This window comes from uncultured Cloacibacillus sp., assembly GCF_963926575.1.
GTDB lineage: Bacteria > Synergistota > Synergistia > Synergistales > Synergistaceae > Caccocola > Caccocola faecigallinarum.
Window position 1 is genome coordinate 560,850 of record NZ_CAWUXW010000003.1, and the last position, 15,414, is coordinate 576,263.

At 60.8% G+C, this 15,414-nt stretch carries 14 protein-coding genes; all 14 read left to right on the plus strand.

Features of this window, described 5'->3' with window-relative positions; genetic code table 11:
* Nucleotides 1–59: 59 nt before the first annotated feature.
* The 14 genes from xseB (at nt 60) to ABGT66_RS07870 (ending at nt 15,349) form a co-directional block, all read left to right on the plus strand.
* Nucleotides 60–269 (plus strand): exodeoxyribonuclease VII small subunit, encoded by a 210-nt coding sequence (gene xseB, locus ABGT66_RS07805; RefSeq protein ID WP_294193649.1) that lies wholly within the window; start codon nt 60–62, stop codon nt 267–269.
* Between the two features lie 4 nt (nt 270–273).
* Nucleotides 274–1,179, plus strand: coding sequence for a polyprenyl synthetase family protein (locus ABGT66_RS07810; protein ID WP_346689948.1), 906 nt, complete (start codon nt 274–276; stop codon nt 1,177–1,179).
* Nucleotides 1,180–1,199: 20 nt separating this feature from the next.
* Nucleotides 1,200–3,062, plus strand: coding sequence for a 1-deoxy-D-xylulose-5-phosphate synthase (gene dxs, locus ABGT66_RS07815; RefSeq protein WP_346689950.1), 1,863 nt, complete (start codon nt 1,200–1,202; stop codon nt 3,060–3,062).
* Complete coding sequence (locus ABGT66_RS07820; RefSeq protein ID WP_346689952.1) at nt 3,059–3,934, plus strand: TlyA family RNA methyltransferase; 876 nt, start codon at nt 3,059–3,061, stop codon at nt 3,932–3,934. The genes dxs and ABGT66_RS07820 overlap by 4 nt, the downstream gene beginning before the upstream one ends.
* A complete protein-coding gene (locus ABGT66_RS07825; protein ID WP_294193653.1) occupies nt 3,897–4,784 on the plus strand; it encodes an NAD(+)/NADH kinase in 888 nt (295 codons plus the stop codon). Before ABGT66_RS07820 ends, ABGT66_RS07825 begins: the two co-directional genes overlap by 38 nt.
* Nucleotides 4,785–6,422 (plus strand): AAA family ATPase, encoded by a 1,638-nt coding sequence (locus ABGT66_RS07830; protein WP_346689954.1) that lies wholly within the window; start codon nt 4,785–4,787, stop codon nt 6,420–6,422.
* A gap of 269 nt (nt 6,423–6,691) precedes the next feature.
* The gene (locus ABGT66_RS07835; RefSeq protein ID WP_346689955.1) at nt 6,692–8,641 is read left to right on the plus strand and encodes a DUF2185 domain-containing protein; all 1,950 of its coding nucleotides are present in this window, start codon (nt 6,692–6,694) and stop codon (nt 8,639–8,641) included.
* A 64-nt stretch (nt 8,642–8,705) separates the two neighbouring features.
* The gene (locus ABGT66_RS07840; protein ID WP_346690460.1) at nt 8,706–8,879 is read left to right on the plus strand and encodes an Imm17 family immunity protein; all 174 of its coding nucleotides are present in this window, start codon (nt 8,706–8,708) and stop codon (nt 8,877–8,879) included.
* 31 nt (nt 8,880–8,910) lie between these two features.
* Nucleotides 8,911–9,993 carry a DUF4261 domain-containing protein gene (locus tag ABGT66_RS07845; RefSeq protein ID WP_346689956.1) on the plus strand — a complete coding sequence of 361 codons (1,083 nt, stop codon included), beginning with the start codon at nt 8,911–8,913 and terminating at the stop codon, nt 9,991–9,993.
* A gap of 14 nt (nt 9,994–10,007) precedes the next feature.
* Nucleotides 10,008–10,334 (plus strand): DUF5713 family protein, encoded by a 327-nt coding sequence (locus tag ABGT66_RS07850; protein WP_346689958.1) that lies wholly within the window; start codon nt 10,008–10,010, stop codon nt 10,332–10,334.
* 159 nt (nt 10,335–10,493) lie between these two features.
* Complete coding sequence (gene rapZ / locus ABGT66_RS07855; protein WP_346689960.1) at nt 10,494–11,378, plus strand: RNase adapter RapZ; 885 nt, start codon at nt 10,494–10,496, stop codon at nt 11,376–11,378.
* A 131-nt stretch (nt 11,379–11,509) separates the two neighbouring features.
* Entirely contained in the window at nt 11,510–12,493 is a 984-nt protein-coding gene (locus tag ABGT66_RS07860; protein WP_346689962.1) for a gluconeogenesis factor YvcK family protein, read from the plus strand.
* 8 nt (nt 12,494–12,501) lie between these two features.
* On the plus strand, nt 12,502–13,416 hold the full coding sequence (whiA, locus tag ABGT66_RS07865; RefSeq protein WP_346689963.1) for a DNA-binding protein WhiA: 915 nt from the start codon (nt 12,502–12,504) through the stop codon (nt 13,414–13,416).
* Complete coding sequence (locus ABGT66_RS07870; RefSeq protein WP_346689965.1) at nt 13,391–15,349, plus strand: amylo-alpha-1,6-glucosidase; 1,959 nt, start codon at nt 13,391–13,393, stop codon at nt 15,347–15,349. The genes whiA and ABGT66_RS07870 overlap by 26 nt, the downstream gene beginning before the upstream one ends.
* Nucleotides 15,350–15,414 lie beyond the last annotated feature (65 nt).

Sequence of the window (15,414 nt, forward strand, 5' to 3'; positions counted from 1 at the left end):
CAATACGGAAAGTGGCAACATCACAAGGCAGATAAAAGAAATAAAGGAGAGCGTTTTATATGAATTTCGCTGAAAAGATGGACGAACTGGAAAAGATACTGAGGGATCTCGAAGGAGACTCGCTCACGCTCGACTCGGCGCTCGCCGAATACGAGAGGGGAGTCGCGCTCGTTCGCGAATGCCGCGCCTATCTCGAGGACGCGCAGAAAAAGATAACGATGCTCTCCCAGGAATACGCCGCGCCGCAGACGGGCGCGGAGGAGGCGTAACGAGATGAAGGAAGAACTTCGCGCTTATGTAAAAGGCGAGCTCGAAAGATACAGGCTCGCGGTCGAGGGCTACATTATAGAGACGTGCGAAGAGCGCGCCGCAGGAGTGCCGGCGGAGCTCTTCGAGTCGATGGAATATTCGCTGCGCGCGGGCGGCAAACGGCTGCGTCCCGCGCTCTGCCTCGCAGCGGCGAAGCGCGCCGGCGTGGACGAGGAAAAGGCGATGCCGATGGCGCTCGGCCTTGAAATGCTGCACACGGCGACGCTTATACACGACGACCTGCCGTGCATGGACGACGACGACATGCGCCGCGGCAAACCGTCGAACCACGCGAAGTTCGGCGAGACGCTCGCGCTGCTTGCCGGCGACGCGCTCTTCGTGCAGTCGCTCGAGTTCCCGATGGCAAAGCTGAAGGACATAGCGCCCGCGAACGTCCTGCGCGCGATGCACATCTTCGCGAAGGCTATCGGCCCCTCCGGCGTCTGCGGCGGCCAGGTGCTCGACATCGACGCCGCGAAGGCGAAGGACGAGCCGGACTACGTGCGCCGCATAGCAAAGCTCAAGACAGGCGCGCTGATTCAGGCCGCCGTGCTGACGGGCGCGGCACTCGGCGGAGCGGACGAAGCGTCGCTCTCCAGATACGCGGACTACGCCGCGCATCTCGGCTCCGCGTTTCAGATAGTCGATGATATACTTGACGTGACGAGCACGGCGGAGGAACTCGGCAAAACTCCGGGCAAGGACGAGCGCGACGGCAAGGTGACGCACGTGACGGTCTACGGCCTCGAACGCGCGCGCGAGATGGCGGCGCGGGAGTCGGAGGCCGCGAAGGCGGCGCTCGCGGGAATTTTGCCGGAGGACGATTTCCTCGTTCTTCTCCCCGAATATCTCGTCCATAGGACAAAATAAAGACTGGTGGAATAGAAGGCATGAGTCTTTTGGATTCCGTCGAGGACTTCAGGGGCCTCTACGGACTCAGCGAAGAGGAGCTCGGCGCGCTGTGCGCGGAGCTGCGCGAAAGAATACTCGACGTCACGCTCAAAAACGGCGGACACCTGAGCTCGTCGCTCGGAGCCGTCGAGCTGACGGTCGCGCTGCTGCGCGTATTCAACCCCGACTCCGACAAGATAATATTCGACGTGGGCCATCAGAGCTACGCGTACAAGCTGCTGACGAAGCGCCTCGACCGCTTCCCGACGCTGCGCCGCAAGGGCGGCATCGCGGGTTTCCCGCGCATGGACGAAAGCCCTTACGATTTCTTCACGACGGGCCACAGCAGCACGTCCATCTCCGCGGCTATGGGCTACGCGAAGGCGCGCGACCTCAAGCGCGAAAGCTACGAGGTCGTCGCGGTGATTGGCGACGGCGCGCTGCTCAACGGAGTTTCTTTCGAGGCGCTCAACGCGATGGCGAGCGTCAAATCCAAGGTGATAATAGTCCTCAACGACAACAAAATGTCGATAAACCCGCGCGTCGGCGGCATGGCCTCGCACCTCGCGAAGCTCGCCGTCAACCCGACATACAAAAAATTCAAGGACTACGTCAAATACCAGTGCGCGGGACGCAGGAACGGCGAGAGCGTCCATCAGGCGCTTTCGCAGATAAAGCAGAAGCTGAAGTCGCTGCTGCTGCCGACGAACATTTTCGAAGAGCTCAACATAAGCTACTGGGGCCCGTTCAACGGCCACAACGTCACGGAGATGGAGGAGGTTTTCCGCCTCGCGCGCCATTACGACGAGCCGTTGCTCATCCACGTGCTGACGCAGAAGGGCAAGGGCTGCAAGGCGGCGGAGGAAAACCCCGCTTTCTTCCACGGCGTCGGGCCGATGACGAAAATCGACGCTCCGGCGGAGAAGGCCGGAGGCGAGGATAGCTGGAGCGGCGTCATGGCGCGCGCGCTCTGCGCCGCAGCCGAGCGCGACCCGAAGGTGATGGCCGGGACGGCGGCGATGAAGGACGGCACGAAGCTCGACGCCTTCGCGAAGCGCTATCCGCAGCGATTCTTCGACACAGGCATAGAAGAGGAGCACATGCTCGTCTACGCCGCGGGGCTCGCCGCCGCGGGAATGCGCCCCGCCGTCTGCATCTATTCGACCTTCCTGCAAAGGGCTATGGACCAGGTGATGCACGATATATGCCTGCCGAAACTGCCCGTGCTGCTCGGGATCGACCGCGCGGGACTCGTCGGCGAGGACGGCGAGACGCATCACGGCATCCTCGACGTCTCGTGGCTGCGCGCCGTTCCGAACATGACGCTCGCCGCGCCGCGCGACGCCGTCGATTTGGAATTTTTCGTAGAAGAATGGCGGCGGCGCGGAATCCCGGCAGCGATACGCTATCCGCGCGGCAAGGCGCCGCTCTCGCTAGCGCGCGAAACCGGCGCGGCCCCCGCTGAATGGGGAAAGTGCGAAGTCCTGCGCGAAGGCTCCGAAATCTGCCTCATCGGCGTCGGGAGCACAGTTCCCATGATGCTCGAGGCGGCGGAAGAAATTTCAAAACGCGGAGCAGCGCCGACGGTCGTAGACCTGCGCTTTATAAAGCCGCTCGACATTGAGGGGCTTCTGCCGGTTTTAGCCTCGCACAAAACCATAGTGACGGCGGAGGAAAACGCGCTCGCCGGCGGCGTAGGCGAAGAGATAGCCGCGCTGATGAAGGAGCGCGGAATCGCCGCATCGTGCGCCTGCGCCGGAGTGCCGGACAGGTTCATCGCGCACGCGACGCGCGCGCAGCAGTGGGAGGAATGCGGCCTGACCGTCGAAAATATCATGAAGCTCTGCGGTGTGGAAAAATGAGCGCGAAGCTGATACGTCTCGACAAGCTGATAACGGACAGAAAGCTCGCGCCGTCTCGCACGGCCGCGCAGCTTTTAATAGAAGAAGGGCGCGTGAAGGTCGACGGCGCGGTCGCGAAAAAGCCCGCCTCTATGGTGAGCGCCGCGGCGGCGATAATCGTCGACGCGCCGGAAAAAGAATGGGTCAGCCGCGGCGCGTACAAGCTTCTGCGCGCGTTCGAGCGCTTTCCGATAGATGCGCACGGAAAACGCTGCGTCGACGTCGGTGCCTCGACGGGAGGCTTCACGGACGTGCTTCTCGCCAACGGCGCGGCGCTCGTCTACGCCGTCGACGTCGGCTACGGCCAGCTCGCGTGGAAGCTGCGCAATGATCCGCGCGTCCGCGTCATGGAGCGCACAAACGCGCGCAATCTGACGCTCGACATGATAGACGGCGAAAAGGCCGACGTTATAGTCTCCGACGCCTCGTTCATATCGCTGACGCTGCTCTTCGGCGCGATGGAAAATCTGCTCGCTGACGACGGCGTCATGGCGGTGCTCGTGAAGCCGCAGTTCGAGGCGGGGCGCGAGCGCGTCGGCAAAGGCGTCATAACGGACCCGAAGCTTCACGAGGATATACTCAACGAGGTCGCGGACTTCATAGACGAGCACACGGGGCTCGCCCTCGAAGCGGCGGACTATTCTCCGATACGAGGCCCCGAGGGCAATATAGAGTTCCTGTTTTTCCTGAAGCACAAAGCCGCCTCGCGCGGCGGCGCGCGCCCGGACTTCCGCAGAATAGTCGAAGAGGCGCACGCGCACGCGGCGCAGCATCCGAACCGGAGGAGCAACGCAAATGACGAAGGACATGAAAAAGATAGGACTGCTCTTTAACACGCAGAAGCCCGAAGCCATCGAAACGGCGTGGCGGCTCTGGCACTGGGGGAGGGACGAGGGGATAAGCTTCCTCTTCCCGCCGCACGAGGCGTCGGCCATCTCCATTCCCGGCGTAGACGACGAGACGTGGCGCAAAGAGGCGGCCTTCGCGGTAATCCTCGGCGGCGACGGAACTTTCCTGCGCGCCGCGCGCTACACCTTCGGCAACGCGATACCGCTCTACGGCATCAACCTCGGGCGGCTCGGCTTCCTCGCGATAGGCAGCCCCGAATCCGCCGAAGAGGACATAAAATCAATTATAGCGGGCCATTACACGCTCCAGCGCCGCCATCTGCTCAAGGGGCAGGTCTGGCGCTCAGGCAGGCTCGTCCACGAGCTCCACGCGCTGAACGACTTCGTAATATCGAAGGGCAGCATCGCGCGCGTCACGGACCTTGAGGTAAAGGTCGGCGGCGAGACGCTGACGCTCTTCCTCGCCGACGGCCTCATACTTTCGACGCCGACCGGCTCGACCGCCTACGCGCTCTCGGCCGGCGGCCCCATAGTGCCGCCTCACGTGCCCTGCATGATAGTCGCGCCGATATGCGCCCACACGCTCTACGCGCGCCCCGTCATACTGAGCGGGGAGGACAGGGCCGTAGTCATACCGAAGGGCGACGCGCGCAGCCTCATGCTCACGCAGGACGGACAGCTCGGCTACGAGCTGCTGCCGGGCGACGAGCTGCACGCAATGCTCGACCCCGACATTCGCGTGCAGATGATACAGCTCAACGGCAGAAGCTACTACGACCTCCTGCGCAAAAAGCTGCGCTGGGGATTCAACGGCATAAGCGGTGGAGGCGAATAAATGTTAGAAGAGCTCTCGATACGCGGAATAGGCGGAATAAAAAGCGCGTCGCTCGCCTTCGGCGGCGAATTCATAGTAATCACCGGCGAAAGCGGCGCGGGCAAAAGCAGCCTCGTGCGCGCGCTCGAATTCATATCCGGCCGCCGCGCGCAGGCGAACCACATACGCAGCGCCGACGATTCGTGCGAAGCCGAAGCCGTGCTGACCTCCGCACCCGTCGAGGGACTCGAAAAACGTTACCAGCCGCAGGAAAACTCGCTGATAGCGCGCCGCACCTTCACGCGAAGCGGCAAAGGCCGCTGCACGCTCCAGGGGCAGAACGCGCCGCTCACCGTGCTCATAAAGGCGATGGAGCGCAATATCGTCATACAGAGCCAGTTTGCGCAGCTGAGCCTGCTCGAACCGGCGCGCCAGCTCGAACTGGTCGACTCGTGCGGTGGGGCGGAGACGTCCGCGCTGCTCGCAGAGCTTGACGAGACCTTCACAGCCGCGCTCGCGGCGGAGAAACAGATCGTCGCGCTCAAAAAAAGGCGGCGCGAGAGCGAACAACGCTACGAAGGCGCGCCAACCGTCATCCGGCAGGTCTCAGCGCTCAGGCTCGAAGAGGAAAGCGAGCGGCAGTGGGAGGCCGAGCTCGCGAAAATCGACGCCGAAGAGGCCGCGAACCGCGCGATGCGCGCGGCTTCGATGCAGATGAACGACCCGGAGCACGGACTGCTCGACCGCCTCGAAAACGCCGCGAAAAGCGTCTACGCAGCGGCAGGGCGCGACGGCGAAAAATGGCGGCCAGTGATAGAGAAAATGCTATCCGGCGCGCAGGAATTTTCGTCTATGCTCGCCGCCGAGTGCCGCGCCTCAGACGGCGCCGACGCCGAAGAGGCGAAAGAAAATCTCGAAAAAAAGATAGGCGCGCTGCGGAAAATCAAAAGGGCGCTCTCGCTTCCCGACGCCGCGGAGGTCATGGAATACGCGAAGACCGCCGCCGCAGAGCTCGAATGGCTCAAAAAAAGCCGCGAAGAGCTCGAAGCGCTCGGAAAAGAGGCCGCCGAGCTGCGCCGCGAAACCTCGCGCCTCGCGATGGAGCTGCGCGCGCGGCGCAAAGAGGCCGCCGCCTCGCTCGCCGCCTCGGTCAACGGCCACCTTCGCGAGCTCGGCATGGAATATGCGGAGTTCGGAATAGAGATAGAGCCGCTCGACCGCGTCCGCGCGAACGGCGCGGAAAACGTCTGCTTCACGCTCGCGCTGCCGGAGCAGAAGCCGCTGCCGGTAGGCAAAAACGCCTCGGGCGGCGAACTTTCACGCATCCTCATCGCGGTGCAGCTCTCCGCTGGCGACGACAAACTGCCCGGAACCCTCGTCTTCGACGAAGTTGAGGCCGGCCTCGGCGGCAAAACGGCGCTCCTCGCAGGCTACAAGCTCCGCGAGCTCTCGAAGCGCTGCCGCACGATACTGATAACCCACCAGGCGACGATAGCCGCGATGGCGGACCAGCACTTCGTCGTCAAACGCACCGGCGACGACACGGAAATATCCGAAGTCGCGGGCGAAGCGCGCGAGCGCGAAATAGCGCGTATGCTCTCCGGCGACGAAGAATCCAGAGAAGCGCTCGAACACGCGCGCGCGCTGCTGGGACATTAGGCGCAGAGCCCGGAAACGTAGCCGTTGCCCGCGGCGGGAATTTCTGCTTTAATATGCGGGAAATCGCCCGACGAAGGGATTGACGGAAGCGGTGAATCGCGTAATCCTTAACCAACCAACCAACCAACCAACCAACCAACGCGGCGCGGTGAGCCTCTAACGCCGCGATTTTTTCGTGCCCTACCGGCAAAATTCACGCTTCTCTCTGCGCGCCGCGCCGCGCCGAAAGAGGCGTTTTTTATTATTGCAGCCCATAAGGAGGCAAGTATATGAAAAACCTGGAAGAACAGATCAGGCAATGGAACGACGAAAACGAGTTTGAAAAATGCGTCGAGGCGATAGAGGCGGTGCCGGAGGCGGAGCGCGGGTATGAGCTTACGCTTCTGCTCGGACGCGCCTACAGCAACATAGCGGTTCTCGGCCCGCACTGCGAACGCCCCGACGGCGACGCGGACAAGGTCGACCGCGAACTGCTCGACAAGGCTATATCTATCTTCGAGTCAATCCGCGCCGGGGGAGAGAGCGACCCGTTCTGGAATTCGCGCATGGCATACGCGCTCTGGATGGCGGACGGACGAGAGGCCGAGGCGCTGGAGTACGCGGAACGGTGGCTCGAACTTGAGCCGGACAGCGAAGACGCTAAAAAACTTATAGGAAGCATACGGGAGTTCCTCGACGACGACAACGAAGACGGCGGCGAAAACTTTACGCTTGAGACATACGACGACGCCGATTGGAACACAGTGCAGGACCACATAGCAAAATACTTCGGCGACTACGGCAATGTGATGCACGAAATCGCGTCGGAGGGCGTACACCTCGACGTATGCGTCATACCGCCGCGCGAGGAGCACAACTATTACACGCTCGTCACGCTCGGCATGGGCGCGCACAAAATGAACGTCCCGGAGGAGCTTGCGGACCAGAAGCTCGAACGCGCGGAGCTTCTTATAAATCTGCCGCCAGACTGGAATCTCACGAAAGAGGCGTTTGACGACGACAAATGGTTTTGGCCTATCCGTATCCTGAAATCTACGGCGCGCTATCCGCTGAGGGACAGAGACACATGGCTCGGCTGGGGACACACGCTCGGAGACGACGACGGAGTTCCGTTCTCGGACGATACAAAGCTCTGCGGCGCGCTGCTGCTCTCGCCCGGCGTGTTCGGCGAGGATTCCTACACCTGCCGGCTCGCGGACGGCGACGAGGTAAATTTCTATCAGCTCATCCCGCTCTATAAAGAGGAGATAGATTTCAAACGCGAGCACGGTGTCGACGAACTTCTCGAAAAATGTTCCGACGAAACGCTTGAGGTAATCGACCCGCAGAGGCTTAACGTCATCACCGACGCGGACAAAATAGATTACGACGACGCGCTCATGGAATCGGCTGAGGAGTACGCCAAGACCATAGAAGAGAAAAAACTGCCCGTCGATGAACTTGCAGCCTACAACCATCTGGCGATTTACCTGCGCTGGTGCATAGAGCATGATTTGATGAGCAATCCGTTCCTCCGCAGCCACGGCGAAACAGTCGAGGCGGTGAAGAAAGGCGAACTTACTGACCTGCGCGAGTTCATGCGGGACGACGATAATATAAACGGCAAACTTTCGCTGACGTACTTCAACCATGAGGGGACGGAGTTCGCTAAATGGTACAGCTGGGGAAGCCGCGCCACGCCCTACGCATATATAAAGGACGTGAAGGCTCACGCCGCGGCGTACTTCGGCGAGGAGCGCGCGAAAAGCGAGGAGTTCGGCGGCGCTGCCTATCTCTTCGTGCCGTGGAGCGAGGACTATTACCGCGCGATGGCGGAGGTAATCGACCGCCGTTACGCGCAGTGGAAGGCGCTCGACGAAAATCAGATGCCGGAGAAAAATTTCGCGATAAAGCCCGAGGATATAAAGCCTCTGCTCAAAGACTGGGAGGGCGCGGCAGAGTGCTGCGCGAGCGACAGGATTCTAGTCGACGGCTGCAAGGTCGGGTATTGCGAGAGATTCAGGCCGTCGCGCTGCGACGAGGGCTGGAAAAGCGGCTGGCTGTTCCTCGCGGGAGACGAGGACGAAGAGTATCTCGACGACGAGGACAATTTCAGTATCTGCGACCTGAACACAATCTGCAACTACGACCCGGAGATAATGCCGTTCCTCACGCGCTCCTACGGAGAATCTCTCGACTTCCGCAAGCTTGACGGCGGCGGGGAAGAGGACGAAGAGTAGGCGCAGGCATGGATGCTGAACGCGCTATCTCAGAGTCATCGGAGAAAACCGCGGCTTCGTCTGCATTGCGGCGGGCGCGCTCTTTGTCATGGGCGCGGTGCGGAATTGGTGTTGGCTCTGCGACCCGGTGGGCAAGCCGTACGCGCACCTGCTTGGCAGGACGGGACGGCGGATATTCTTTTTCGCCGCAGGCTCTCTGCTCATAGTCTGCGGCGTAATGATTGAGTTCCATTCATAAAATATGGAGAAATGCGAAAGGGGAAACAACGATGAACGAAAAACAGATGCAGGCGGCGCGCGACGCCATGATTGAATGGCTCGAGCACCCGCACGAGCTCGGCGAGGCTCCCGCCGAAATAGAGTGCGCGGGGACCTTCGAGCTGCATGACATGACCTATTACCTGTTCAGGTACAAACGCGAGGTCGGCGGCAAATGGCTGCTCGGCGTATGCGGCGGCTACGAGGGCGGAGATTTGGAACACAGCGGCCATGTCTACAGCGAAATGGAGGAGTACGACGAATCGACGGCGGTCGAGAAGGCGACAGCGATGGTCGAGATGATACGCTCCTACTGGATGGAGCAGGCGAAGCTCGCCGAGGAGCGCAAAGAGAAGGCCGGGGCGTTCGTCGGCTTCGTGCTGCTCTCAGAGGAAGAATGGGACAAAGAACAGCTCATCCGCGACTTGAATGAAGAATGGGACATCGACGCAACGGAAGATGACGACGACGAAGTGAGCGACGACTCGCTTGTATTCCAGATAGGCGATATGATAGCCGCAGCTAGCCTCATGCAGATGCCCGTCCCCGACGGCGAAGCTGAGGAAAACGCCGAAAGCAATTACATGTGGCCCGAGGCGGTCAACGTTGCGAAAGCGCATAAAGCTCACATCATGGTCGGTGTTACGGGAAAGGAAGCGAGCCTAGTCGAACGCGCGGAGCTCTACGTCAAGCTCGCCGCCTGCTGCTGCCGCCAGAAGCGCGCGACCGGCATCTACACGAGCGGCACCGTCTTCGAGCCGAGCTTCTTCTATAAATTTGCGGATATGATGAAGGGCGGAGAATTCCCGATATTCAACCTGATATGGTTCGGCCTCTACCGCAGCGAGCGCGGCGTCTGCGGCTACACATACGGAATGGAGTGCTTCGGCAAGGACGAGATGGAGGTGCTCGACGCCGATGCCGAACCGTCGGACGTTCAGAACTTCCTTTCGAGCATGGCGGCCTATGTCATAGAGTACGACGTGACGCTGAACGACGGCGAGACGATAGGCTTCTCGGCGGAGGACAAGCACGCGATAACGCGCAGCGAAGGCGCGGCGCTGCCGGGCATGACGCTGAAGATAGAATATTAAGGAGGGACACAGCGATGAAAAAATTCGACGAAAACTACGTTCTGCTCAAAGATATGGTCGAGGACGACTATTACCCGAAATTCCTAGTTGAGAAGGTGAAGGACTGCATCACGCCAGTCATCGCTCTGCTCGAAAGCGACGAAACCGACAAAGAAGTCATACAGGCGAAGCGCGACGAGATGACGCTCGCCATCAACGATTTGCAGGAGGAGTTCGACGAAAACGACAGCGAAATAGAGACGGTGGCGCGCGACAGCATAGGCGTGACCGTCGGCTATATCCTCGACTGGTTCGGCATAGACATCGACGTTGAGGACGCGATAGGGGAGCGCGACTGGTAAACTCCGCGGTGGCGGAACGGCATAAGGCGGCGGCTTCGCGCAGTTTGATTCGAAGCCGCCGCTTTTTCTGCGCTGCGCCCTTAAATTTGTTATAATTCGCTTGTAGGCCGCTTTCGGCCTTATCTTCCGGCTGCGCCGCTGTAAGTGAGATGATTCAAAATGGATGGGAAAAGGGAGATAAAGCGCTGCATCATAATCACGGGTATGTCGGGGGCGGGGAAGTCCTCGGCTCTCAACGTATTTGAGGATCAGGGCTTTTACGCTATCGACAATCTTCCGCCCGCGCTGCTTCCGCAGCTCATGGACGTGCTCGCAAACCACCCCGCGGCCGTGAATTACGGCGTCGCCGCGGTTGTGGACGCGCGCGGCAAGGAGCTGCTCAACGACCTCAGCTGCGTCGTGGAGAAGCTGCGCGAGAAGGGCGTGGACGCGGAGGTGCTTTTTATAAACGCGTCGGACGAGGCGCTCGTGCGCCGCTACGAGACGACGCGCCGCCGCCATCCGCTCGCAGACGGCAACACGATACTCCAGGGCATACGCGAGGAACGCATGACGCTCTCGGCGATTATGGAAAAAGCCGACATCGTCATCGACACGAGCAAGTTCAAACTGCCCGAGTTCAAAGCCCGCGTGCTTGAGTCGACCGGGGTCTCCGTCGCGGAGCCGTCGGTCATCGTCAGCTCGTTCGGCTTCAAGTACGGCGCGCCGCAGGACGCGGATTACATATTCGACGTGCGCTTCCTTCCCAACCCGAATTACGTGGACGACCTGCACATGCTTTCCGGCAAGGACGAAGCCGTGCGGAGGTACCTCGACGGCTTCCCGTCGCTGAAAAAATTCCTCGACATGGCCGTGCCTCTGCTCGACTATATCGCCTCGGTCTACTGCGAGACCGGCAAGAAGCAGCTTCATATCTGCTTCGGCTGCACGGGCGGACGCCACCGCTCGGTCGCCGTGGCGGAGATTGTCGGAGCGGCGATAGCCTCCGCTGGCAAGCGCGTCGTAATCACGCACCGCGACATAGACAAGGGCAATATGCGGTGAGCGGAGCCCTCTTTTTCCTCGTTTTTGCAGCAGCTTTCGCGGCGGGTGGGGCGTCCGTCTATTTCGCCTCCTCCAAGCGGCTTCGGCTGCGCCGCGCAAAGCATTCGAGGAGCAGCATAATCACGAACGCGATGGAATACAGGCTCTCGATGGGGCCGCGCATAGTCGCCATAGGCGGCGGCACGGGCCTTTCGACGCTATTGGGCGGCCTCAAGGGCTTCACGCGAAACATCACGGCGGTCGTCGCCGTCACCGACGAGGGCGGAAGCTCCGGACGCCTGCGCCAGGAGTGGGGGATGCTGCCGCCCGGCGACATCCGCAACTGCATCGTCGCACTCGCGGAGAACGACAGCTCGCTGAACAGCCTGCTGAATTTCCGCTTCGACAGAGGAGAGCTGAAGGGGCACAGCCTCGGCAACCTCATCCTGCTTGCGACGACGGAGATGATGGGGGACTTCCAGCGCGCCGTCGAGGAGCTAAACAAGATGCTCGCCATCCGCGGGCAGGTGCTCCCGGTTACGACGGAAAACGTAGTGCTGAAAGGCGAGACGAAGGACGGCGAAAGGCTCACGGGCGAGCTTGAAATTTCCGACCACGGGCGCGAGCTCGCGAAGCTCTGGATAGAGCCGTCGGACGCGGAGCCGCTCGACGCGGTGAAGCGCGCGCTATCCGAGGCCGAGGTGATAGTGCTCGGCCCGGGCAGTTTATTTACAAGCGTGATGCCGAACCTGCTGCTCACGGAGATGGCGGCGCTGCTGCGCGACGTGAAGGTCCCCATCATTTATATAGCGAACCTCATGACGCAGCCGAAGGAGACCGAGGGCATGAACATCGTCGCCCACGTCGACTGGATAGCGAGCATCCTCGGCGCGGTGCCGGACTACATACTCGCGAACCAGTCCGCGATACCGGAGGAATTCGTGACGCGCTACGCGAGCATCGGCGCGGAGCCGCTCTACCTGTCGGCAAAGGAAGAAGAATACCTCGAATCTCTCGGCAGCGAAATCATATACGGCGACTACTGCGAGATAAAGAACGGAAAATACCTGCGCCACAACGCGAAGCACCTTTCCGAGACGATAATGGAAATAGTGCGCGGCAACAGAAAGAACTGAGGCCTACAATGGAAAGCGTCAACAGAACTATTTGGGACGAATGGGGCGCGATGCCGTCGAACGAGCAGGCGCGCGACGAAGCTGCGGGCATTCTCGACGGGTTGCCTTCGCGCGCGCGCGGCGAGGAAATCATGTTTATATCGCCGCGCCTCTTCGCGGTCAGGCGGCTCATGCGGCTGTGGGGCGAGTGCTGCTCATGTCCCGCGGACGGACAGCAGGGCATAAGGCTCGTCGACACGCAGATAAAGGGCAAGATAGTATTCGCGGCGGACAAGGAGCGCACTGCGGATATACTAGCCGTCACGCGCGCAACGGCGAAGCGCACGCGCAACTGGGGCTGGGTGCGCGGCATCTTCGGAAGCTGCGGCGCGCTCTACATGCCGAAGGCCGGATATTACCTCATCATGCGCCCGCAGACGGCGAACGGCTCGGCGGAGCGCCTCCAGGCGATACTGAAATCCTGCGGCTTCACCGTCGGCGTGCGCAAGCGAGCGACCTACAGGGAGCTCACGCTGCGCGACCAGCAGCAGATAGTAACCCTGCTCTCGCGCATGGGGCTCGTCAAGACGGCGCTCTCGCTCGAGGAGACGGCCATCTACCGCTCGATGCGCAGCCACGCGAACAAGCTCGTCAACTGCGACGCCGCGAACATAAACAAAAGCATCGAGGCGGCGCGCGGACAGATGGAGCTGATACGCCGCATGGACGAGCTGGGCATAACGGAAACGCTTCCGGAACCGCTTTTCGAGCTCGTCGCGGCGAGAAAACGAAATCCGAGCATATCTTTGAAAGAACTTGGCCAAACTTTACCGAGACCAATTAGCAAAAGTACGGTAGAATATAGATGGCGAAAGTTAGAACATATACTTCAGACGCAACTAAAGGGGGATGATGCCAATGTACTTAGGAAAAGCGGACGTTAACACCTACGACAAAGGCGCCGGGAGAGAATTTCTGATTTCAAACGGGCGCGGGAGTTACGGCTTCTCCACAGTCATAGGTGCTAACACGAGAAGGGAACACGGACTCCTGGTCGTCAGGAACGGAGAAGAAAAACAGCATTCCGTCCTCGTCAGTAAAATCGAAGAAACGCTCTTCGACCGCAACAAAAAATACCAGCTTTCGACAAATAGATACAAGGATCTGGTTTATCCCGACGGTTACAGATACCTTCAGGAATATCAGGGAAATCCATATCCGAGCATGCTTTTCGTTATTCACAGCATCCTCCTGAAAAAATCTATATTTATGCCGCGCGGCAAGGAATGCACGGTGATCAAGTACGAGCTTCTCGCTGCTCCGGACAAGATCCGCCTCGACCTGCGCCCGCTCGTCGCGCACAGGTACAGCAACGCCGTCTGCGCCGAGTCGAACAGCGCCGATTTCAGCGTATCGTCCGACGACGCGCACAGCATCAGCATCAGCGGCAAGGGCCGCACGAGCCGCGTCTCCGCTACGGCTGGCACGTGGTCGCTCAAGCCGCTCTGGTTTGAGAACCTCATCTACGAGCAGGACGACCGCATCGACGCCCCGTCGGTGGACCACCTCTGGTCGCCTGGGCTCATCTCGAACGAGCTCTCCGAGGGCGACGTCCTCTACGTGGTTCTCTCGCAGGAACCGCAGAACTTCAACGCGAAGCAGCTTGCGGCGATGGAGCAGGAAGCCGCAGCCCGCTTCGAAGACATACTCGAACAGGCCAACATTCCGGCGAACAACAGCGCCGAACAGGATATGATAGTTTCCTCGTACCACCTCGTCGACGACCGCGAAGAGTGCACAGCGCCGATATACACGGGCTATCCCTCGGTCGACGCGAAGCCGCGCGACACCTTCATCGCGCTGCCGGGCCTTCTGCTTGCGACGGGCCGCGAGGCGGTCGCGCTCAAGACGCTGAAATACTGGCTCGGCGCGGCGGAGAAGAACGGCTGGGTCATGCCGGAGAGAGTGTCCGGCTGCGGATGCGCCTTTGAAAACGGCGGAGCCGACAACGGACTCTGGTTCGTTTACGCGGCGGGCAAATACCTCGGCCACGTGAAGGACGCGGGAGCCGATGCCGAAACGCTCGCGAACGGCGTGAAACAGATCGTAGACAGATATCTCAACGGAGTGCCGCAGCTCGACGTCGTCTGCGACTCGAACATGCTCCTCAAGCTCACGGTCTCCGACACGGCGCGCCACTGGATGGGCGCGACCGCGGGCGACGAAGTCGTCGTCGCGCGCAAGGGCTACCTCGTCGAGGTCAACGCGCTCTGGTACAACGCGCTGAAGACCGCCGAGCAGCTCACCGGCGACAAGCAGTACGGAGAAGCGGCGGAGAAGTGCGCGAAGTCCTTCAACGACACATTCTGGAGCTTCGACATGAACGGCCTCTACGACTGCGTCGATCCCGAGACCTTCAAGACCGACAACTCAATCAGGCCGAACCAGATACTCGCGGCGTCGCTGCCCTACAGCCCGCTTTCGCCCGAGACCGCGCAGAAGGTCGTACGCCTCTGCTGGAACGAGCTCTACACGACCTACGGCCTGCGCACGCTCGACCCGCGCCACGATAAATTCAAGGGCCGCTTCGAGGGCCGCCTCGACCAGCGCATCAAGGCCTGCTACCGCGGCATGGCGTGGCCCTGGCTCCTCGGCCAGTTTATAACGGCCTACCTGAAATACAACCCGACGAGGAAGGACCTCGGCTGGGCGTTCATCCGTCCGTTCAACTCGCACCTGCGCCACGGATGCCTCGGCGGAGTGGCCCAGCTCTTCGACGGCATGATGCCGTACCGCCCGCACGGAGACGTGCTCAGCGCCGCGGCTCTCGGAGAGCTTCTCCGCGTGCTCCACGAAGACCTCGAAACGGAAGCGTAAATTTTTCGCAAAGCTTTAGCTTCAAGCCTCCGTCCGCCGTTTGACGGACGGAGGAAAAAGCGTCA